The 20,339-nt window shown below is 37.2% G+C and carries 19 protein-coding genes and 2 pseudogenes; 2 read left to right on the top strand and 19 right to left on the bottom strand.

What is annotated here, in order from left to right:
- Window position 1: 1 nt before the first annotated feature.
- Window positions 2–2,023, bottom strand: coding sequence for a bacteriocin-associated integral membrane family protein (locus AXE83_RS04520; RefSeq protein ID WP_060955598.1), 2,022 nt, complete (start codon window positions 2,021–2,023; stop codon window positions 2–4).
- A 71-nt stretch (window positions 2,024–2,094) separates the two neighbouring features.
- Complete coding sequence (locus AXE83_RS04515) at window positions 2,095–2,394, bottom strand: lactococcin 972 family bacteriocin (RefSeq protein ID WP_049525949.1); 300 nt, start codon at window positions 2,392–2,394, stop codon at window positions 2,095–2,097.
- A gap of 519 nt (window positions 2,395–2,913) precedes the next feature.
- On the opposite strand from AXE83_RS04515, the gene AXE83_RS11190 reads away from it, so the two are divergent.
- Window positions 2,914–3,078, top strand: a complete 165-nt coding sequence (locus AXE83_RS11190; protein ID WP_000201399.1) for a hypothetical protein — start codon at window positions 2,914–2,916, stop codon at window positions 3,076–3,078.
- Between the two features lies 1 nt (window position 3,079).
- Complete coding sequence (locus tag AXE83_RS04510) at window positions 3,080–3,688, top strand: hypothetical protein (RefSeq protein ID WP_049525950.1); 609 nt, start codon at window positions 3,080–3,082, stop codon at window positions 3,686–3,688.
- Window positions 3,689–3,722: 34 nt separating this feature from the next.
- Here the strand turns inward: AXE83_RS04510 and AXE83_RS11725 are convergent.
- The 17 genes and pseudogenes from AXE83_RS11725 to AXE83_RS10955 all read right to left on the bottom strand — a co-directional run.
- Window positions 3,723–3,845: pseudogene (locus AXE83_RS11725) on the bottom strand (CHAP domain-containing protein); the annotation flags it as partial.
- A 138-nt stretch (window positions 3,846–3,983) separates the two neighbouring features.
- Complete coding sequence (ltrA, locus tag AXE83_RS04505; RefSeq protein WP_000165607.1) at window positions 3,984–5,906, bottom strand: group II intron reverse transcriptase/maturase; 1,923 nt, start codon at window positions 5,904–5,906, stop codon at window positions 3,984–3,986.
- Window positions 5,907–6,632: 726 nt separating this feature from the next.
- A pseudogene (locus AXE83_RS04500) lies at window positions 6,633–9,320 on the bottom strand (phage tail tip lysozyme); the annotation flags it as partial.
- A gap of 11 nt (window positions 9,321–9,331) precedes the next feature.
- Complete coding sequence (locus tag AXE83_RS04495; RefSeq protein WP_190279323.1) at window positions 9,332–11,689, bottom strand: VirB4-like conjugal transfer ATPase, CD1110 family; 2,358 nt, start codon at window positions 11,687–11,689, stop codon at window positions 9,332–9,334.
- Window positions 11,640–11,999 carry a PrgI family protein gene (locus AXE83_RS04490; RefSeq protein ID WP_001097589.1) on the bottom strand — a complete coding sequence of 120 codons (360 nt, stop codon included), beginning with the start codon at window positions 11,997–11,999 and terminating at the stop codon, window positions 11,640–11,642. Before AXE83_RS04490 ends, AXE83_RS04495 begins: the two co-directional genes overlap by 50 nt.
- A 53-nt stretch (window positions 12,000–12,052) precedes the next feature.
- Window positions 12,053–12,907 (bottom strand): conjugal transfer protein TrbL, encoded by an 855-nt coding sequence (locus tag AXE83_RS04485; RefSeq protein ID WP_001054256.1) that lies wholly within the window; start codon window positions 12,905–12,907, stop codon window positions 12,053–12,055.
- A gap of 16 nt (window positions 12,908–12,923) precedes the next feature.
- A complete protein-coding gene (locus AXE83_RS04480; RefSeq protein ID WP_000627865.1) occupies window positions 12,924–13,166 on the bottom strand; it encodes a hypothetical protein in 243 nt (80 codons plus the stop codon).
- A 20-nt stretch (window positions 13,167–13,186) separates the two neighbouring features.
- Window positions 13,187–15,064: a VirD4-like conjugal transfer protein, CD1115 family gene (locus tag AXE83_RS04475; RefSeq protein WP_060955596.1), complete on the bottom strand. Its 1,878-nt coding sequence runs from the start codon at window positions 15,062–15,064 to the stop codon at window positions 13,187–13,189.
- Entirely contained in the window at window positions 15,064–15,552 is a 489-nt protein-coding gene (locus AXE83_RS04470) for a hypothetical protein (protein WP_060955595.1), read from the bottom strand. Before AXE83_RS04470 ends, AXE83_RS04475 begins: the two co-directional genes overlap by 1 nt.
- Complete coding sequence (locus tag AXE83_RS04465) at window positions 15,542–15,841, bottom strand: hypothetical protein (protein WP_000869763.1); 300 nt, start codon at window positions 15,839–15,841, stop codon at window positions 15,542–15,544. The genes AXE83_RS04470 and AXE83_RS04465 overlap by 11 nt, the downstream gene beginning before the upstream one ends.
- Window positions 15,842–16,174: 333 nt before the next feature.
- Window positions 16,175–16,762: a CPBP family intramembrane glutamic endopeptidase gene (locus AXE83_RS04460; protein WP_060955594.1), complete on the bottom strand. Its 588-nt coding sequence runs from the start codon at window positions 16,760–16,762 to the stop codon at window positions 16,175–16,177.
- A 2-nt stretch (window positions 16,763–16,764) separates the two neighbouring features.
- Window positions 16,765–16,998: a hypothetical protein gene (locus tag AXE83_RS04455; protein ID WP_000840776.1), complete on the bottom strand. Its 234-nt coding sequence runs from the start codon at window positions 16,996–16,998 to the stop codon at window positions 16,765–16,767.
- A gap of 12 nt (window positions 16,999–17,010) precedes the next feature.
- Window positions 17,011–17,391 carry an arsenate reductase gene (locus AXE83_RS04450; RefSeq protein WP_041974913.1) on the bottom strand — a complete coding sequence of 127 codons (381 nt, stop codon included), beginning with the start codon at window positions 17,389–17,391 and terminating at the stop codon, window positions 17,011–17,013.
- Window positions 17,384–17,833 carry a hypothetical protein gene (locus AXE83_RS04445; RefSeq protein WP_060955593.1) on the bottom strand — a complete coding sequence of 150 codons (450 nt, stop codon included), beginning with the start codon at window positions 17,831–17,833 and terminating at the stop codon, window positions 17,384–17,386. The genes AXE83_RS04450 and AXE83_RS04445 overlap by 8 nt, the downstream gene beginning before the upstream one ends.
- On the bottom strand, window positions 17,817–19,175 hold the full coding sequence (gene dcm, locus AXE83_RS04440; RefSeq protein ID WP_060955592.1) for a DNA (cytosine-5-)-methyltransferase: 1,359 nt from the start codon (window positions 19,173–19,175) through the stop codon (window positions 17,817–17,819). The genes AXE83_RS04445 and dcm overlap by 17 nt, the downstream gene beginning before the upstream one ends.
- Before the next feature lie 99 nt (window positions 19,176–19,274).
- A complete protein-coding gene (locus AXE83_RS04435; protein ID WP_060955591.1) occupies window positions 19,275–20,054 on the bottom strand; it encodes a replication initiator protein A in 780 nt (259 codons plus the stop codon).
- Entirely contained in the window at window positions 20,051–20,224 is a 174-nt protein-coding gene (locus tag AXE83_RS10955) for a hypothetical protein (protein WP_150114523.1), read from the bottom strand. Before AXE83_RS10955 ends, AXE83_RS04435 begins: the two co-directional genes overlap by 4 nt.
- Window positions 20,225–20,339: the final 115 nt, after the last annotated feature.

Raw genomic sequence — 20,339 nt, 5'->3', positions numbered from 1 at the left:
CCTATTTTCCTTTCATAATGGTCATAGAAACACGAGATTCTTTCTGTGCTTGACGGTAGAGAGTCAGTATAGCAATAACGAGGAAGATTGATAAAGTTACCAATCCAATCATCACATCCCGACTACGCCAAATAAAGAGACTCGCACCGAATACAAAACTAGCAAATTGACTAATCATATACTGAGCGTGTGTTTCAAAAAATCGCAAACCAGAAATTCGTTTAATCAAAATCTCACGACGGAATTGTTCAAAATAAAGAAGATTCACAGAATAAAAGAGAAGCAAAGAACTCGCGATTCCAATAATAGCTCCTAAAATAAGGGTTAGAGTTTCTGTTTGAACCTCATAGTAACGTGCGAGGTAAACACTTCGTCCCTCCTTGAGATAGGAGACTTGATCATAAATTTCTGCATTTTTCAAGAGTTTAATCCCATCTTCATATCCTTTGACAAAAATATTCTTAGCAGCATTGATAGACCAACTAGATAAGGATGTAAAACTATCACCTGTAGAAGTCGGCGTGAATACCACTAAAATCGGATCAGTCAAATACTGAGTGGATACGGGATTCTCACCGTTATTATAAACAAACCGCTTTTCTCCCATTGAAAGATAACTAACGTGCGCTTTCATCTCATAATCCAAAGGAGCACTTGCCTCCTCACCAGATTTTCCATAATAACTCAATCTTTCTTCAAAGATTTTTTTTAGTTCTGCTTCTCGAGAGCGCAAATGTTCTGGGAGCAAGAGAATAAACTCACCTTTTTGGAGATGGGCTAACTTCTGTTTGGTCTCAGCATCTACCACGACCTTTTCCTTCTCCAAATAACTGGGACTAACATAGAGCGTATTAGCATCCGGACTATAGGTATCCAATGTCTCTCCCTGTTCATTTTTTCCTTGTGGATTGGCAAAATGGAACAGATTATCCTTTACATAAAGGGCTTGTTCTTCTTCGATTGCTTCCTTGGCAAAGGCATACCACTTGCTCTGATTTTCCGCATTTTTTCCTCTATCACCGATCCCAAAGGAAATTTGGTAATAATCTGCTCGATCTTCCCAAGCTTGCTTGGATAGCTGGAGTTCCTGTAAACGCTGGTAAGAAGTCAAGCCAGTCTTGACTGCATAACCTACTGTAAAGACAGCAACCAACTGACATAGCAAGGTCAAGGTCATCAAACGTTTGAGGGGCAAACGTCCTTTTAACACAGGAACCAAAGCCTTGTAGCTCAAGCTCATCAAGTAGAGCAGGCTCAGTACGAGCGAAATTCCCAATAAAAAGAGAAGATAAAGCCCCACTCCGATACTAAAGGTTGCTAAAAGAACGGAATAAAAGAGCCCTTGGCCGAGGAGTACAGCACCTCCCACTATAAGGGATCCCCCCCCAGCTAAGCAAAGCCACTTGACGTCATCGTATAAGGCGCTTCCTATAATGGACAAGAGGGTCTGTCCTGAAAAGAGCTGAAGCCCTGCAGCCCGCATCTCCTTAATCCGAGTGATAATCACCATAGCAAAGAAAGCTAATCCAAATATAGCTAAACTAATCAACAACAACGGATTTAAAGCAATCCAAAAAGCTAAAAGATACGGAGGAGTTTTGCGGTCTGCAATCGCTTTATAACCTAAATCATCTAATTTTGCAGCTAATTTTTCCTTGGTCAATGAACCAGATAAGAGAAGGTAGCTATTGAGAGGATCGCTCCGTTCTCGGCTTTCTTGGCTGGCCACTTGAAACTCTTTTGGCAAGCTTCCCTGACCATAGGTCGCATAGGTGAAGTTGGTGCTTCCATCCTTACTCGGCTCTACTATCCGTCTGGCAATCAAACTCTGCTCCGAGCTTGCAAACTTCTCCAACTCTCGCTCAAACTCCTCACGAGTCGGCTCTTGTGCCCCCTTTTTAACACGTAGCAGGGTAACGGAGTCATAACTAGTATAGAGATACTGAGGGGCACGTAAGATAATAATCCAAATGAAGAAGCAACTGAGAAAAATAGTAGACAAGCAAATAAATAGTTTCTTCATAGTAGACTCCTTATAAAAAAATGATTCCCCTTGTAGCTCGTACAAGGGGAACGATTTAAACCAATGAACGATTAGTCATAATCATAGTAAAATGATACTTGTTCTCCCCATTTGGTCCAAATCCATGCGTAGGAAGTTTTTCCAGCAGGAGCTTCTCCTTTATCAGAATCACTATCCCATCTGCTCACGATAGATGAATAATGGTATTTTTTACCATGGTAGTAATTTGAAAAAGCCCATCCTCCTCCAGAACCCTCACCATAGGTCCAAACACCACCATCAGGATACTGCACTGCGGCAGATACAGCTCCCATTAATGTAAAGCTTGAAATAAGAGCTAGAGCGAGTAATCTATTTTTTTTCGTTTTCATTTTATTTCTCCTTTCAAACAAAGCACACCCTGAGTAACAATGCGACAAAATAAATCCTCCTCTCTCTTTTTTTGAAACCGGTTTCTTTATAAAACAATGATACCATTTTTACTATTATATGTCAATTAATTATATGTCAATTAATTTTAAGTAAATCAGAAAATTTTTTTCAAATAAACTATTGTAATAATAAAAAATAGATGGCTTACTGAACCTGTAAGCCACCTAGTCAGTCGGTTTATTCTGGTGCCTGCCACCGCTTGGCCCTTACGTCCAAGATTGCTATCGGATTTCGTTCTGGTGTCCGCCACCGCTTGGCCCTTATGTCCAAGATTACTATCAGATTGACCATGAGCCGACCACTCATCTACACCATTATTCTAACGAATATGAGCTACAAATACAAGAGAAAAACTTATTTTGGATTTATACACTATAGAAAACATACACTATCTTTAGATTGAACTTTTTTTCAAAATAAGCTATAATGAATTTAAGTAGAAACAGGAGGTAGAACAAATGGCTACAATCAGTTTAACACGTGACATAAAACTAACAAACGAAGATGCTCTAAAAATTCTTAATCATAAACCATCTAAAAAGCTACAAGCAGTCTTGAAATCTATTGAATCACAAGACGCTACCGCTCCAACGAAAAATAAACTCATTTCAAAGTATCTGTAAGATGACAATTCAAGTAACACCACTTAAGCAATATCTTGAAAATATTCAAGTGCTGGCTCCTGATAAAACTAAGAAACAAGTTCAGGAGCTATTTAAAACTATCATTTTAGAAAATGTTAATTTCAACGGTAATGAAGAGATGTTGACTTATCTATCTGATAAAGCTCCCAATTTTGAAAAACAACATCGTTCTCGTAATTTTATCGTTGAAGAAATTGAAACAAGTAACATCATAGGATTCTTTAGTTTATCTCTCAAAGTTGTTGATATTTCTGATTTAGAGAAATCCCTAAAAAAGAAACTCGTCCTAAAAGGGAAAAGTCCCCAAAATATTGATTATCTCCCTGTGTTACTTATCGGTCAATTCGGCAAAAACACAAAGCTAAATAAACTATCGGGACAAGAGTTATTTGAAATTGTAATTCAAAAAATTGAAGAATTTCGAGCAATTGTAGGAACTCAGATGGTATTTTTAGATAGTATCAATCATCCTAAAGTCATTCAATTTTATGAACAGTTCGGATTTGTTGCTTACAGTCAATTGATTAAAGACGATCATCAAGTAAGTTATCAGCCTATGGCATTAAATATGTCACTCTATAAAAACTAAGAATCATGTCACCTAAACTGATGACATGATTCTTTTATTTCACCGTATAAGCAAAACTAATGGCACTATCTGCTTGAGAGATTTTTCTAAAGGTATAGTTAGGGTTGCTACCATAGTTAGTTTCAGACACAAGGAAAGAACCATCATCATAGACCTTCTATAGCGATAGGTAAAACTTTGATACTATCTCCATCTTTTCCCCCGCTTCACACCGTGCGTGCGACTTTCACCGCACACGGCGTTCCATCAATAGTGTATTATCACGATTTTGCTTTATCGTGCTGTATTAATATGATTAACATAATTGTTCTAAGTTCAAATTTTCTTTCAATAATGGTGAATTTCCTGCAAGTTCGCGCAACTGATTTAATTTGGTCAGTCCTGTATCACTCAAATTCAAAAGCTGAAAGAGATTTTTGATAACCTTCTCATTTGTTGCGTGAATCAGGCGATGAATATCTCGTCCAACAATGATAAGGTTCCTATAAGAGTCATCCTTTGTTTCTAACCACGGTCTCTTATGGTGACAATGAATATCATCCATATCCAATTCCTGACCGGTTACAGCACATTTCCCTTTTTGAGCTACAAATAAAGAAATTCGATTATCATTGTATTCAACTGTTGCACGCTTATTTATAATTGAGTGTTCTCTCAGCCATTTTAATTTCCATGTTTCAACAGATTCCTGTTGTTTATGAATCAATTTTCTCCCCTCGGGAGTATACCTATTCAGATTCTTATTTCTTCCTTTTAGTGTTCTCGTCTTGACATAGCTAATTGGAAGAATTGGATAACCCATTAAGTACCGAATATTTTGAGATTGGAGGTAGGGGAGAAGTCCTTTATCTTTTCCCTTGTATTCTCCTATTTTTGTCAGACCTTTCGCCTGCAATCGATTTTTAAAAGAGAGATAAAGCTGATAATGAATTTCTTCTAAATCCTTACTCACATGTGTTGCCATACTATAATAGTTATGAATACCGATAACCATACTATTATACTTCTGTATTTCACGAATAATTGTTTCTTTAGCACCTTTAATTTGTATCAATTTCATCTGTTGTTTCAGTTGATGTTTAATACGTTTCTTGGCTTTTGATGCAATATGAGAGAAACAAACCAAACGATTATTCTTAGAAACTAGCTTTAAAGTAATCCCAAGGAATTCACTGCTTTTCTTTCTCAGATTGGTAATTTGAGATTTTTCCTCTGAAATAGGGAGGTTAAGTCGTTCTTTTAACCACAATTTTACAGCCTTAAACGTTCGCTCTGCCTCATTCCTATTTCGACAAAAGATTTTAAAATCATCCGCATATCGGACAATATAAACTTCTTTTAGCGTCGTTGAAGTTCGCAGCTTTCTGTAAACATGTGACTTGTGTCTTGTTCCCTTGGAATTATATTGAGGAACTAATTCCTTACAATCTCTTTCTTCCCATTGTCGTCCTATCCACCAATCAAATTCATTGAGATTGATATTGGCAAGTAGTGGAGATAAGATACCTCCTTGTGGTGTGCCCTTAGTTGGATATGTCACTTTTCCATTCGGAAGAACAATTGGTGCTTTTAACATTTTTCGAATAATCACTAGAAGTTGTTTGTCCCTGATACCTAATGTCCAGATTTGACGCATTAACTTAGTATGATTCACTTCATCAAAAAAGCCTTTAATATCAACGTCAACGACATAAGTCATATGACTTTTATTCATACGATACATACAGTCCATAATAGCGTTATCAGCCGACCTTAAGGGTCTAAATCCATAACTGTGTTTGTAAAATTTCGCTTCACAGATTGGATCCAACACTTGTAAAATACACTGTTGGGCCACTCTGTCCCACATCGAGGGAATGCCAAGTGGTCGTTTCTTCCCATTTGGCTTAGGAATCTCTACTCTTCTGACTTTTCTGGGTCTATAATATTGAAATCTTCTTTGAACTTTAGAGATAAAGTCTTCTTGGGTCAGATTTTCTAAATCTTTAATGGTAACACCATCTACTCCTTCGGTTTGACTACCACCATTCCGCTTTATGGTACGATAAGCGAGCAGTATATTCTCGGGAGATATGATAATGTTCATTAAGTTCTTAAAACTGAATCCCTTTTGACTTTTGGAATATAAATCATCAAATATCTCGGTCATGCCATAGTATTCCGCATACCTTAGTTTTTGATGTTTTAATAGTTTGTCATCATTTTTTGGTTTCGTCATGGTCTATCACTCCTCTCTTTGGATTCGTGACCTTTTATGTCTTACAAGAATCCATGAAATGATAAAGTTCATAACAATACACTATTGACTAGTGGCTGTTCCTCCAGTATCATTACAACACTTTCAAAGGTCGTGCCACCACTCTCACTAGAGATTAAGGAAAGTTATGATTTTCTTTCCAATGTTTCTCTGGTTGTGCAACCTCCACATCTCTAGCTTTCGACGTTCCCTTATCTTTATCAATACTAAACTTAGGTGCCTAGCTATACCCCTTCAACTTTGATATGCCTGTAACATAACAAGGAATTTCATATCGTCGATTCTTACTCTTCCTCAAGTTGAAACAACTTACGTTGTTATACGCATTTCTACGTACTCGCCTTCGGAGCGTACATTCGCTGGTTCGTCAGTGCTCATGCACATTCTCACCCTATTTAGTTTTTAATGACTCCCGACCTATCAGATACATATTCCACCTCTGGAACACTTTCGATTCTTAAGTCCTTAAGAATGACGGTATCTTTCAGCCGACTTCACCGAGCTTCAAACCTTTACCTTTGCACAAGATAAACGCATGTCGGAGTATTAGAGAAATCGTTTCAGGGCGTTACCCCTTCATTCCAATTTTCAAGATAAGAGTTCTCCATTCTATTCAAATTTAACCTGATTATCAGGTTGATTTTTCAAGAACGTGTCTAACCTTTTCAGTTAGAAACGTCTCGCACCGACAAAAGCCACATGACCATAGTCTGCTGGTGTGCCATGGGTACCTCCGACAAAAGAAACAATAGCACCTGCTTTTGGTGTGAAACCCGTTTCTCCACCAAGACTTGAAGCTGTCGCAACCCAGTCCTGACCATTTCCCATGGTATTAATGATTGAAATCTTCTCTCCGTTTCTACCTTTTAGCTTTAATCCTAACTGGTTCATACGAGCCGCAACACCCCATGTACATTGTCCATAGGCATAGGCCATACCATCTCCACCACCAGGAACAGAATGTTCATACAAGTCCCCACGAACCCCTTCAAGGGATTGCGGGTCACTTTTTGCCTGTCCTCCATTTGTTTGGCTGAAGCCTTTTTCAATTTGGTAATACCATTCCGTTGCTCTGGTTTGTCTTTCCAGTAGTTTGTCACCAGAATTTCCCTCCCAATAGGTAAGGAAGAGTTGGGCTAGATTGGCTGCGCTGCCCGTATTTCCAAAGAAATCCTTTAACCAACTTTGATAGTAAGGACTATCCCCATGAAGCATAAAATCAAGTTGGAGATCTAAATCATACCACTTCTTATTTTTGATATGTGCATAATTCAATAAAGCTGTATGACGTGTTGAACCATCTGCAGTATCCGTCCATTGACCTAAACCTAGACCTCTATGAAGAATATTAGGATAAGCACCACTATAAATGGCTGGCCCTCCTATCGCTAACCAGGTTTCATCATCCCATGAGGAATCGGTAGCGCCAACAGGAGGAGATAAATAATCCCCTTCAGCTCGTTTAGGATTGATAGAAGACTCTACCGACCAATTTCCTAAAATGGCCGCAATGGCTTGGGGGCTTGCCCCTTGAGATTTCAAAAACTCATAAATATGTTTCGCTCGTTCAAACTCATCTCCACCAAACTGACCAATGGCAGGTAAGATAGTGGTCTGAAGTTGAATGACTTTTGGAAAATAAAATTGCGGATTGACATACACCAATTTTTCTTTCTTGTTCTTATATTTTTGATAGGAAACTTTCAAACCTGTATCGTCTGGTGTTTCACCAACAACATCACCCGTTAGGATTCTTGTCCCCTCAATCGCACGGCCATTATGAATGGAATATAAGGTTAAGCGACTCTCATTCTCTCCTTTTCCGTTAGTGAGAATAACATTGTCGCCATCTAGAGATACAACTCCATCCATTGGTGCGACAATTGCTTGGTGAGCTTTAGCTTCTAGTAGAATGTACTCCTGAAGAGTAGGTTTTCCGTCTAAATCATAGTATCCATAACGATAAGTCATGGTTAAACTATCTTCGTTACTTTTCCCTTCAAATGGATTATCCAATTCCTGCATGGAAGAATACATACCCTCTTCTTTTAGTTCCTTCATTTCCTCTTGATCGTCTTTCGATAGTTTATACTTAGGAGTTTCATAGAGGTCTTGCATGGATTTCAAATCATCCCCATCGTTTAAATCATGCCACAAAGTAGACAGATAATCCTTGTAAGTTTCTGAACTAAATAAGTGAACTGGTTTGTGTAACTCATAGTCGTGGAATTTAAAGTTCATATAGCCCATCACATCATCAATTTTTGTGTAATAGGTAATTCCTTTGTCATTTGTGCGAGTATGTTCTGCATCTTCCCAAGTTAGGTGGGTATAAGCTTTTGTTAATTCAAATTCATCTTGTTGAATCAAACTAGCAGATGAAAATCCTAAAAAGAAGCTCATCATCAGTATGAGGATAAAGACTATTCCTCCAACTATCCAGGTTGCAGGATTTCCAGCTGCAAATGTAAAGAAGGAAAAGGCTGCTTTTAGTTTTTGATAGATATTTCGGACACTGGTAAGACCTTGTTTCTTTAATTTTCGAAACCGATTTTTAAAGGAACTTGGGTTATCTTTCGCTAGTTTCCATCCTTTTCCATCCTTAAAATGATGGTATCGCTCTTTTGTGTTGGTCAGTCTTTTCTTGGTAAAACGACCTGTTGCTTGTCCTGTTTTGACACTAGCTTTTCCAAGATTATAAGAAAGCCGACTGTAGCGCTTCCCTTTTCTAATGGTCTCTTGAAGTGTGCGATAGCCTTCTAAATCTTCATTTTCTGAAGCTAACTCTCCACCTTCACGTCCAAGGACATAAAGAAAAGTTTTGGCTTTCCTACTGACTTTTTTGGATTTATAGGCTTGTTTAGTAGATTTTAAATTTTCTTTAGCAGCCTTGACTTCCTTCTTAGCTTTTAATTCTTCTAAACTCTTCCCTTGAAAGAAAAAATTGGATTCTTCTTTCGTTTCCTGACCATAGAGAAATTTTTGATTGATTTTTCTTTCTTTACGACTCTCTTTTCTTTCTTCTTTTGCTTCTACCTTGGCTTCTCTAAATTGCTTCTTGGCTATTTTCAATCGTTTCCTAGCATGAGGCAATCGTCTGTCTCTTAATTCTTTGCGATTCAAAAGAGATGGAGGACTATTTTGAAGAATATGATTGTAGTCTTCATTTGCTTGTTTTACTCTAGCCTTTGAAGCCTCTCTCATATTCTCCAGCTGTTGCTTTATATCATTTTTCCATGCTTTTTCATCCAGTATAGCGGAATCTTTTTTCTGTTTCCTCACCTCCTTCTTTCCTTGTTTCAAGAATTTCTTCTCATCTTTTAGACTTCTTCTAAATGCCTTTCGGGCACGTATAATTTCTCTTTTATCCTTCATTTACCTTCCCCTTAGTTAGAAGCCATTTTATCAGGATCTGTACTCATGATATCAAACAATTGAGTACCTTGAGGAATCTTATTTTTAAAGGGAACGACAACGGAACCAGCTTTTATCAGTCCTGCTCCTTTTTCTGGATTGACTAGGTATTTTTCGAGTTCTTTTGACAAGCCTAATAGTTGAACCAGTTCTTCTCGGTCATTTTTTGCTTGCTTGAGGAGAATCATAAATTCACTATTTGCAATAATCCGTCTACCATTTGGATCTAACAATAAGGTTTCAACATTTTGAGTTATCCCAGTCGGACTAGCTCCATATTTTCTGACACGACTCCACAATTTAAAGAAGAAATCACTGGCATATTTATCTAATAAAAGAAGCTGCATTTCATCAAAATAAATCCAGGTCTTCTTCCCTAATTTTTGGTTGCGAACGACACGATTCCATATCTGATCAAAAACCACCATAAGGGCGATTTGTTTCAGCTCATCTCCCAACTTTTTAACGTTATAAATCAAGAAATTGGAGCCTGTCTGAATATTGGTCTTATGAGAAAAAATATCAAGAGAACCTTCAACATACAGTTCCATATCAAGTGCCAAATTCTGCGCTTCTTCTTCTGGTTGTTGACTCAAGACAAAGACCCATTCTTCCAAAGAAGGCTCTTTAAAAGACTGATAGGTAAGTCTGGTAACTCGGTCGATAATCGATTTTTCTCTTCCATCCATTTTTCTATCCAATAATTTGCCGATAAAGGATAAAAGAAATTCTGATTTTACCTTTACAGGATCCTCATCCATATTTTTTTCAGACAAGTCAAGGACATTGAGATAGGTTTGGGAATCAGGCGCAATATCAATCATTTCTCCCCCAAAAGCCCGTCCAATAACACTGTACTCTGCTTCTGGATCCACGATGATAATTTCTGTATTTTCACCAGATTCCTTGATTTTGGTTGTGATAATCTCATGCTTGGTTGCCATCCCTTTCCCAGCTCCAGATGTTCCTAAAATCAGACCAGACGGTGTATTTAATAGGCTTCGATCAATGGTAATAATATTGCTTGAGATTTGATTGATACCGTAATATTTCCCACTACGGTCTTGTAAGTCTACTGAAGTCCAAGGAGAGTTCACTGCTATATTGGATGTTAATAAACTCCGTGATACGCCCTCTAAAAAATCACAACCAAATGGCAGCAAACTATTAAAGGCTGCTTCTTGCATATATGGAAGTTTATCAATCATTAGGTCATTTGAGCCGGCCACTTGTTGGATAGTGTCTAGTGCTTGTTTGAGTTCTTCTTCGTCCTGACCAAAGACCCCAATCAAGAAGACCGTTTGAAATAGTTTATCTCCTGTCTCGGTCATGGTTTTTAAGAGTTCTTCAGCTTCATCGATATTGCTTTCTAAAACATGGCCTACTTTTTCCAAATAGATACCTGTACGAGCTAGTTTTTGTTGTTCCCCAATCTTTTGGGATTCCATCAAGGTTTTCTTTGTTCGTAGTTTCTTCATGGCATCTGCCTTGGTCGAACTTTGAGCATGAAGGCTTACAATCAATTCCAAATCTCCTTGCATGAGGTCTCTGATAAACTGATCTCCTAATTCCATACCGTAGTCTCTCACATAGACAATCTGCAATAATCGGTCATTGATTTGTAGGTAATTCTTGTTTTTGAAATCTAAGAGATTAGGAGCTATAAAGTGACGAGTTGTCTGACCCGATCTCGTTAAATCACGGTAAGAAAAAGGAAGATGGTGTTCTCCTCTAAGCATATCTGCCAACAAGTTGACACGGTTTTCTCCAGCCAAGGATTCAAAGCGAGCATCAATTTCTGAAAAACCACTCTTGAAATATTCTCCAATTTGAGACAAGGAACGATAGGCTTGTTTGGGATTAGAATCCTTTCTACCAAAGCTAATCAGTTTCACAGCTGAGAAATTATTTTCACCACTGTCTAAATTCTGATTCATCATCCGATTCAATTCTTTACGATAGGTATCATATCCATCTTCTTTTGCCTCATACAAAACACTTTGTCTAAACTTTTCTAAATTCAATCTTTTATTAAAGATGGTCAATTGGAAGTTGGTTTGGTCATCTAGGGAGTTAATCAAATCAGAATACTTCTCAATGATTGCGCCCTTATCTTCTAAACCAACAGTTTGGTAATTGACATCACCAAGTAAGTAGCTTTGTGAGAAATAATCTTCTTTTACCTGCATTAGACCATTTTGATACAGGGCTTGATAATAAAGAGTATTCGCCGTAGAGGGTAACACTTCCTCTTTTTTCCCTTTAACTACTTCTTTTTTATTAGTCATTGAAGTTTTTTGTTTCTTTAATGTATTTGATTTTCTTTTCATGTTCAGGTCCTTTCTTTCCTGTAATTGTGCGTAGGGGAACCGTTAATTCAAAATGAAGACGGTATTTCAAATAATGTTCAAAATATAAATCATTGGGTTTATAGACTCCAAAAAGCATGAGGGGGATGGTAAAGGCAAACACAAAACCGTAAACAAACCAATCTCCAAATTGCCAGAAAAAGAGATTCAAGCCCAAAACAATAATTGTGACAATAAAGGCTGGTAAAACAAAGATAATTTGTCTTGTGGTGAAGCCTAACCAAGCCCTGTGTTGGTATTTTGAGATGTCTTTAAAGACACGTGTATTCATGACTTTCCTTTCTAAAAAGGCTAAGAAGCATTCACTTCCTAGCCTTTATCTAATTACATACCTAAAATTGAGCGTGCCGTACGTTGAGAACCAACGAGAGCGATAATCAGCAAGATAGCTTGTATTAAGCTACCAAACATAATCGCAAGAGATTGTAGGACTCCTGCACCATTTGAAACGGCTATTTTCCCAGCAGATTCAAACAAAGGAACAAGAGAAACAATCAGAAAAATAAGAACCCCTTGTACCGCATAGACCATAATATTTTTTAAATAGCCAATACCAATAGACTTCCATTCATCACTTAAAAATGTTGGAATCGTAAGAGGGGCAAATGGAATCATAAGGTAGAGTTGAATAAATCGAATAGATACCAAAAGATTGACCATGGCTGCACTTACTATCCGAACTAGCCAAATGAGGAGGGCGAAAAAGCCCACAATCATCCGGCCAATAAATCCTGAACCTTTTAATCCAGAGATTGTATCATACTTTGCCCCACCGTGAGCCACAATCGAGGCCACTTGTTCAATGGCGTGACTCGCAATCCCGATGATAGCTTCTACAATGACGGTAGTGTTGGTAATTACAACTGCGACCATAATATAACTAATCAACATCGGCGCTAATGCTTCAAAGGTCATCGCTCCTCCTGAGTTAGCAATCTTCTTTGCCATCTTCGAAAATTCTAGGATGAGAACAACTGATAAAATCGCAACTCCAAGAGGCTGCATGACACTTTTAGTAATACTAGACATATAAGTCCAAACTGTTGGATTGTAGCTAGATAGAGATTTAATCAGATCTACCGTAGATTGTAAATCTACATTAAATCCTTCAAATAAATTTTCAGCTGATATTTTTTCAGATGCAAGGTAAACAAAGGGTGAGACTAAACTAAGATTCATGTCATTGTTTATCCTCCTAAATTGAAATTTGAGTTACAAAGGCTCCAGCAGCCCCTACCATAACACCACCGACAATTTCCAGAATGGCATTCCGAACACCTGGTCCACCATCTTTAATGTTGGTTGCAAGATTGACAATTCCTACAACAACGAGAAAGGCACCAACCGCAATCAATCCCTTCTGTAACAAAGACATAGCTTGTGCAAACATAGCACTTGCATCTACTCCATAAACAAAACCTTTAAAATGCGTAATCATCTATTTCCTCTTTTCTATTTTTATTTTAAACTAGATTCAAAAGTTAAATCACGAATTCTAAGGCCTTCAAGATGATTTTCTTGTCTTTGATTTAAAGGATTGATTTGATAGTTCCACCACCGTTCATCGGTTTCTTGATTGGCTAGGTATTTCCAGTTTGGATGCTTAGTGGAATTGTACTTTTTGCTTTTAAAGACAGGCATATTGGCAATTCGAACCAAGCATTCATGCCGTTTCATGTTTCCGACCTCATCTGGTGTCATTAAATCACGAGCAATCTTTTGATGGGAAAGGGATCCTGAACCTGTCTGGCCAAAGGAACGACTAGTATTTCGAACATCAATGGTTTGTTTACCGAGTAAGCCACTCATAAATTTAAAGGTATCTTCATCATTACCACCTAAGTAGACTAAACTATCACAGTTCCCCAAAATGGTTTTCCAAGCTTCTTTTTCTTTATAGAGCCCTTGAAGTTGGGCAATATTTTGAAGAATGGGAACGAGACTCATATTACGAGAACGAACTGTTGAGGTTTGTTCAGCAAAATCTGGGATTTCTCCTATATTTGCGAACTCATCTAAGTAAACTCTCACATGAAGAGGCAATTGACCCTTAAAATCAATATCTGCTTGTCTTGTTAGGGTTTGAAATACGGTTGAAAAAAAGAGGGCTGAAAGAAAGCGAAAGGTACTATCGTTATCTGGGATAACTAAGTAAACCATTGATTTTTCCTGGCCCCATGTCTTCATATCAAGGGTATCTCTTTTGGTCAAATCCATGACACTTTGAATATTGAAGAGGGCAAATTTAGCAGTGGTTACAGCTATAACAGAATCCAGAGTCTTATCCTTATAATTTTGAAAATCTGCCCAATTTCGCATGGTAAAATTTTCAGTACCATACTTTTTAGCATAATTTTCAAATAGAATTTCTAAGACACTTTTTTCTTGGTTTTCACCCTTAGATAAGTGTTTAATGAGTTTTGAGATTTCAGCAAAACTTGGATAACACCCTCGTTTTTTTCGCTCTTCCACTTCTTTTTTTTGACGTTTCAACAAGTTTTGGTATTCTGTTTGACTCAAACGACTTTCTTCTATGAGCTGTTCTCTTGTTTTAGGTGGGTTATAGAAATCGACCAAGTAAGAGGCTAAAGCTCGTACCAAAGTCATAGAAGCTTCATCCCAAAATGGATCACTACGAGATCCAGAGCCTTTGGTGTTATTAAAATAAACCGTCAGCATGCGATTCAAATCATTTTCTGTCTCTATATAGCGAAAAGGATTGAAGCCATCTGAGTTCTTCATATTGACTAAATCTAGCACCTTTACTTGGTAGCCATGTTCCAAAAAGAGTCTTCCTGTTTTCTCAGCTAAGTGATCTTTAGGATCCACGACAATATTTGAACTATTCATCTGAATCAGATTGGGTTTTACAAAGCGAAATGTCTTCCCACTTCCTGAACCTCCGATCACCGCAATATTCTTATTTCTATCATATTGGGGTGATTTTTTATCTAATAATGTCAAACGAACATCTTGTGCTAAGATCGTATCATGAGAAAATTCTTTACCGTAAAAGAGCTTCTTTTCTTTTAGAGTTCCAAAACGGGCGCTCCCGTATTCTACTCCTTCTCGGTATTGTTTTTTACCAGTCTCTAGATATAGATAAACTAGTAACATCATCACAAAACCTAGTAGAAAAAAAGCACTTGATTTTCCAGTAAAAGAAACATTCCATGGCGACTGAAGAACTTCATCTTGACCTTCCATTAGAAGATGAGTCCATTTATCTAAGCTATTTCCAGTATAGGAATCATACAAAAGCGTCAAACGATGAAAAAGATAGCCTAGTAAGATACCTAACAGTGAGAATAGTAGGAATTTCTTTCCACTGTACATCATCTCACCATCTCTTTCTGTTTGACGGCTCCTTCTTGAGTAAAGGTAATTTGGGATTTAGCCTCATCAATTGCATCGTCTAATGACTTATCCATGGTAAAATCAGCTAATTTCTCTGGATCATTAACCATCTTTTCTAACAGATGGTCTAAATGATTGTCTAGAATCGAACGGTCTTTCGTGTAGAAATGCAGAGAATCCCCTTGCCAAGCGATGGCTAAAGGAATCTCTTCTTTTTCTAAAAAAGCTTTAAACTTCTCTATATCAATTGGTTTGTCTAAAAAATCTTTTTTCAGATTAATCGTATCAATCGAATAAGGAGATTGTAGCAATTCTTCTAATTTCTGCACCCCTATCTTATAGGCGGAATCCTGTGCTAAAGCCTGACGTCTAGACCATTCTAGAATCTTTAAGAGACTTTTTACAGTAAATAAAAGACTACGCTCTGCATATTGAACTGCCATTCGTTCCTGTTGTTCAGAGGACATCTGATGCCTCCTTCTTAACAAATAGCAGCTTTCCTTCTTTATAACGATAAGCTATCAATTTCTGACGTTGCTTAATCGACTTGACAACCTGCAGTAGATCTCTCGAATAAGGTTCTCGAAGAGTAACTTCTACTGCTTTCCCATCAACGATACCAACACGTTTAAATTCAATGTAGTCTTTTTTGAGATGTCCTAAGCCCATACCAAAGGGAAAGTGATGAATCAATTGGATGGTGCAACCACCTTTATTTCCCATTTGTTTCAAATCATACAAGTTTACTACTTTCATGATTAACTCCTTTATCTAGTTTGTCGCATCGTTTAAGTCTGGTAACGATAAACTCCGTGTCTGTTAGAAAATTCTCACACACGTCTTGTGCCAGTTGCCCTTCACAGGGAAATACTCTCAGTCCCTACTTACACAGGCACGCTAATCAAGACGGAGTGGATTCAATTTTCAAAGAACAGGTAGCTTTATTATAGATAAGAGTAGTTGAAATTTTTATCACATTTCTTATTTTTCTGTCGAGCTAAATTCATATTCATCAAAGAGTTTGAAATAAAAGACTAACATTGTTACATAACGTTAGCATTTCATTTCCCTTTGAAAATCTAACGTTGTCTAAACAAGCAGCAAACTATAAACTAGTAGGTTCCACACCAAATGTAGCCCCATACTGCCCCATAAGTCCGATTTATAGCGTACCATCCCTAAAAACATCCCAAGTGAAACATATAAACACCAAGCTAGAATGGTTCCTGGATGATGTACTAAGGCAAATAAAACACTTGTCAACGCAACTCGAATATCTAATTTTCTCACCAAATTCCATATAATTTCTCGATACAGAAATTCTTCAACCATACTCGCATTGATTAAGAACAATAAAAATGAAAACCAAGGAACTTGATGTTGAAGGCCAATTAGATTTGCTTGATTCGTGGTTCCTTGAGAATGGATTAGGCTAAAACATAGACTTATAATCAGTAGGCTAATGAATCCAATACCAAGCCATTTCATCCTAATTTTCATATTGACCTTGGTCACTTGTTTTCGTTGACCATACATCCATAAAAAAGAAATGAGCGACGCACCATAGATAATCTCTAGTATAGTTAACTCACCGATACAAAGAAATTTCAGTAAATATAGAGATACCAATAGGACATTTACTTGTTGGAATATATAAACTGGAATTATTCTTTTCATAGTTACCTCCGAAATAAATCTTCATAATCTAAATCTAATACCTGCACAATCCTTTCTACCCATGGACTTTGAGGCATTCGTTGTTCCATCTTGTAGTGACGAATCTTTTGATACAAACGATTCAATTCACTTGGATAGTGAAACTCTCCCGCAAACATTTTTCTGGTTAACTCAATCCAGCTGATATTTCTTTCAGCCAAAATAATGGACAAGTTCTCCCAAAATCGTTCTGCCATATTGATTCTCCTTTAGTTAGATAAATAATGTGTTTGTGCCATGTAAATCAATTGTTTCGTATCTCTTGGCAATAAAGCTCTAGCCTCCTCCAGATTCAGATTTGGATAAACCCTCTTATTTGAAACCGCAAGAGGAAGTCTAATAGTTAGTTCAGGATTTTTTAATATCATTTCAATGAAATCCGTTAATTTTAGATTGTCACGGTTCTTAAATCGTAATAAATTAGGAGATAAAAACTCAAAACAATCTGAAGAATAGCTCATCATCTCAATTAATTTATCCTTTGTCATTTCAGAAACTGAATGACAAGATACCTCGATGCCATAGTTTTGGAAGAAGTCTAAAAGAAGTTGATTTCTATGGTTGTTTTTACTTAGATAGAGATCAATCATGGGAGACCTCCCAAAGATTCGGTTCTACTTGATATTCTGAGACGATTAAGGAATCTAATAAATTGGAGAAGTTAATTGATTTCTTGTCTTCATCATAAGCTTTTACAGTTACTTGGGTTGTAAGTATTCCCTCTTTTCCCTCGGCTCGATAGCCTTGCCCATATAAAACAAAAACAAGATTATGATTATCATCTATAAAGGCATCAGCTCCGTTCTTTATATCCTGACTTTCAAGGAATTCCATAATGTTTTGAAGATAGGATTCATAAAATAGTGGGTAATTGTGTTTTTTATGGTAATAATCTAAAAATGTCACCTCAAACTCACATGGATAATTGGGCATCAAAAATATTTGTTCATCCAACTGCATCATTTCTGCATCATGTAATTCTGTTTCTAATTCATCACAATCTAGTATTGATTCTTTATTTAATGCTTTCATCTTTTTCCTCTATTTCTTTTAATTTTTTTGCGATTGCGGCAATCACAGGAACGGTTACACTATTACCAGCTTGTTTATAGAGCTGACTATTACTAGAGACTTTTCTAGCAGCTTCAAAAGCCCAATCAGGAAATCCCTGCAAGCGAAAACACTCTTTAGGAGTGATTCGTCGTATCCTCAAACGGTAAAATTGCCCATCAATTAAGACACCAGCTACATGATAAACTTGTTTATCTTCTCCTTCATAGCTAGCCACTACTACTCCCATTTGACCACTAGTTGTTAACGTGTTCGCTATACCTTTGCCAACTCTACCACGACGATACTGAGAACTTGGTCTTTCCAAATTGATTGAATCTCCTATTTCTGCTTGAGCATATCCTTTTTTCGTTGCCTCTCGGACTTTTAGAAATTGGATTGGTTCTGGAATTAGTATTTTAGGAATTTTATCTCCACCTTGCATTGTAGTCAGTGTTGGAGATAAGCCCTCACTTCCATAGACACGACCTGTCTCCTTAAAGCTAGTCGGTAAATCTCCAACAACGACAATGCCATGACGATCCTGAGTATTTAAAGTAAACATTGGCTCTTGATTATCCTTGAAACGTCTACCATTTTGTCTTTTGTCTAATCTATCTGGTGTCATACAAGGAATCGCAACCTTAAATCCTTCTCCTTTTCCACGAACTAAAGTTGGCGCAAGACCTTCTGAATAATAGACTTTACCACTCATTCCACTTCTTGATGGATTTAAATTCCCTAGTTCTTTCAAAGTCTCAGAGTTAGTTGCTTGACCTTCTCGTCTGAAAGGAAATAGGAGTCTGGTACCTTTCTTTCTAGAATGTCCGATAATAAACACCCTCTCTCTGTTTTGGGGAACGCCAAAATCCTTACTGTTAAGCACCTGCCACTCAACATCAAACCCCAATTCATCAAGCGTGGTAAGGATTGTGGTGAACGTCCGTCCCTTATCGTGATTGAGTAGGCCTTTAACATTTTCAAGAAAAAGAAAACGTGGTTGGATTTGTTTGGCCGCCCGAGCAATTTCAAAGAACAGAGTGCCTCTAGTATCTTCAAATCCCAATCGTCTTCCTGCGATTGAAAATGCTTGACAAGGGAATCCCCCACAGATGATATCGACTTTCCCTCTAAGTTTTTTAAATTCGTCATCTGAAACATCTCGTATGTCATGAAATTCTATTTCTCCTTCTGTTTGAAAAATGGACTTATAAGATTCTCTAGCAAATTTATCAATCTCACAAAATCCAATACACTCGTGTCCAACACTTTCCATTCCAAGTCGAAAACCACCGATACCTGAAAATAAATCAATAAATCTCATTTCTTTATCCTCCCTCCCTGATCGACTATCAATGTCCAAATAGTCACACCACTTGAAATGACAATGAGCATAACTAATATCCACTCGATTGGCGACATTTTAACCACCTCCTTTTCTAACACGGTTATTCCAAACAGAATACAAGCCGTTAAACACAAATTCAGCCAAAACTTCCGCTCGTCTAACAAAGCGAACATTGTCAAGAGCATACTGATAGATTCTTTCAAAATCAGTCATAGCAATTTCACTGGCTGTTTCAGAAAAACCTTCTCGTCTAAATTGATCTTGTACCAATCCCCAAATATAATCTCGATCATATTTTGTGACCTTTTCTACTTTTCTTTTCAAAATAGGTTGAGTATTCCTATCCTCCTCATCCTCAATAAATAAAGAATCAGTCTCACTATATTTAGTCTCACTAACTTCAGTCTCACTAGGGGCTAAATGTGAGACGGGGGCCGTATCATTTTCATCCTGCCCTAGTCTTTTTTTAACACTAGGCCTGCTTGAATTAGCTACGGGGGTAGAAGATAATTCCCCTAAATAAATCTTATTAGCTAGTCTTCCTTTCTCACTTGAAGACTGTTGGACTTCATCAATTAAGTCATATTCTTTAAGAATTTTTTTGATTGTCAGTAATTTCGACTTCGAACAACCTAATAGTTTCATCAGTTTAGAATTAGAAAATACTAAATAGACTGCTCCTTCTTCATCTATCCAACCACGACTCAGAGATAATTCTAAACGATCTTTTAAAATAGAATAAGCCACCTTTACTTCTAGTTTCATATCCATATATTTTTCATCCTCAAAAAGAATTTTAGGTAATTTATAATACCGTTCTGAAGTTTGGTATTGATTTGCGGTAATTCGTTTCATAGAGCTCCTCCTAGTTCTTTAAGTATTAAATCTCCACTTGATTCCAAGCGAACAAAGCCACTTTTTTCTAATTCAGCCATAAGATAGATGGCTTCAACAATATCAATTCCCATTTCACGTACTAAAAATGAAATGACAATATAGCGTGATGATTGTAATTCTTTTGTCATTTTCTCTCCTTAAAATAAAAAAAGGAGAACAATATTCAATTGTTCTCCACGATAAATTTGTTAAAAAGAAAAACCCTGCCAAATTAATTTTTGGTAGGGTTTTTGGTAGGAAACT

The sequence above is a fragment of the Streptococcus sp. oral taxon 431 genome (assembly GCF_001553685.1).
Classification (GTDB): Bacteria; Bacillota; Bacilli; order Lactobacillales; family Streptococcaceae; genus Streptococcus.
This window is presented reverse-complemented; position numbering and strand designations above follow the sequence as displayed.

Bases quoted from the DNA above. Each gene is read 5' to 3' on its own strand.
- AXE83_RS04520 (WP_060955598.1), bottom strand. From the start codon at position 2,023: ATGAAGAAACTATTTATTTGCTTGTCTACTATTTTTCTCAGTTGCTTC.
- AXE83_RS04515 (WP_049525949.1), bottom strand. From the start codon at position 2,394: ATGAAAACGAAAAAAAATAGATTACTCGCTCTAGCTCTTATTTCAAGC.
- AXE83_RS11190 (WP_000201399.1), top strand. From the start codon at position 2,914: ATGGCTACAATCAGTTTAACACGTGACATAAAACTAACAAACGAAGAT.
- AXE83_RS04510 (WP_049525950.1), top strand. From the start codon at position 3,080: ATGACAATTCAAGTAACACCACTTAAGCAATATCTTGAAAATATTCAA.
- ltrA (WP_000165607.1), bottom strand. From the start codon at position 5,906: ATGACGAAACCAAAAAATGATGACAAACTATTAAAACATCAAAAACTA.
- AXE83_RS04495 (WP_190279323.1), bottom strand. From the start codon at position 11,689: ATGAAAAGAAAATCAAATACATTAAAGAAACAAAAAACTTCAATGACT.
- AXE83_RS04490 (WP_001097589.1), bottom strand. From the start codon at position 11,999: ATGAATACACGTGTCTTTAAAGACATCTCAAAATACCAACACAGGGCT.
- AXE83_RS04485 (WP_001054256.1), bottom strand. From the start codon at position 12,907: ATGAATCTTAGTTTAGTCTCACCCTTTGTTTACCTTGCATCTGAAAAA.
- AXE83_RS04480 (WP_000627865.1), bottom strand. From the start codon at position 13,166: ATGATTACGCATTTTAAAGGTTTTGTTTATGGAGTAGATGCAAGTGCT.
- AXE83_RS04475 (WP_060955596.1), bottom strand. From the start codon at position 15,064: ATGTACAGTGGAAAGAAATTCCTACTATTCTCACTGTTAGGTATCTTA.
- AXE83_RS04470 (WP_060955595.1), bottom strand. From the start codon at position 15,552: ATGTCCTCTGAACAACAGGAACGAATGGCAGTTCAATATGCAGAGCGT.
- AXE83_RS04465 (WP_000869763.1), bottom strand. From the start codon at position 15,841: ATGAAAGTAGTAAACTTGTATGATTTGAAACAAATGGGAAATAAAGGT.
- AXE83_RS04460 (WP_060955594.1), bottom strand. From the start codon at position 16,762: ATGAAAAGAATAATTCCAGTTTATATATTCCAACAAGTAAATGTCCTA.
- AXE83_RS04455 (WP_000840776.1), bottom strand. From the start codon at position 16,998: ATGGCAGAACGATTTTGGGAGAACTTGTCCATTATTTTGGCTGAAAGA.
- AXE83_RS04450 (WP_041974913.1), bottom strand. From the start codon at position 17,391: ATGATTGATCTCTATCTAAGTAAAAACAACCATAGAAATCAACTTCTT.
- AXE83_RS04445 (WP_060955593.1), bottom strand. From the start codon at position 17,833: ATGAAAGCATTAAATAAAGAATCAATACTAGATTGTGATGAATTAGAA.
- dcm (WP_060955592.1), bottom strand. From the start codon at position 19,175: ATGAGATTTATTGATTTATTTTCAGGTATCGGTGGTTTTCGACTTGGA.
- AXE83_RS04435 (WP_060955591.1), bottom strand. From the start codon at position 20,054: ATGAAACGAATTACCGCAAATCAATACCAAACTTCAGAACGGTATTAT.
- AXE83_RS10955 (WP_150114523.1), bottom strand. From the start codon at position 20,224: ATGACAAAAGAATTACAATCATCACGCTATATTGTCATTTCATTTTTA.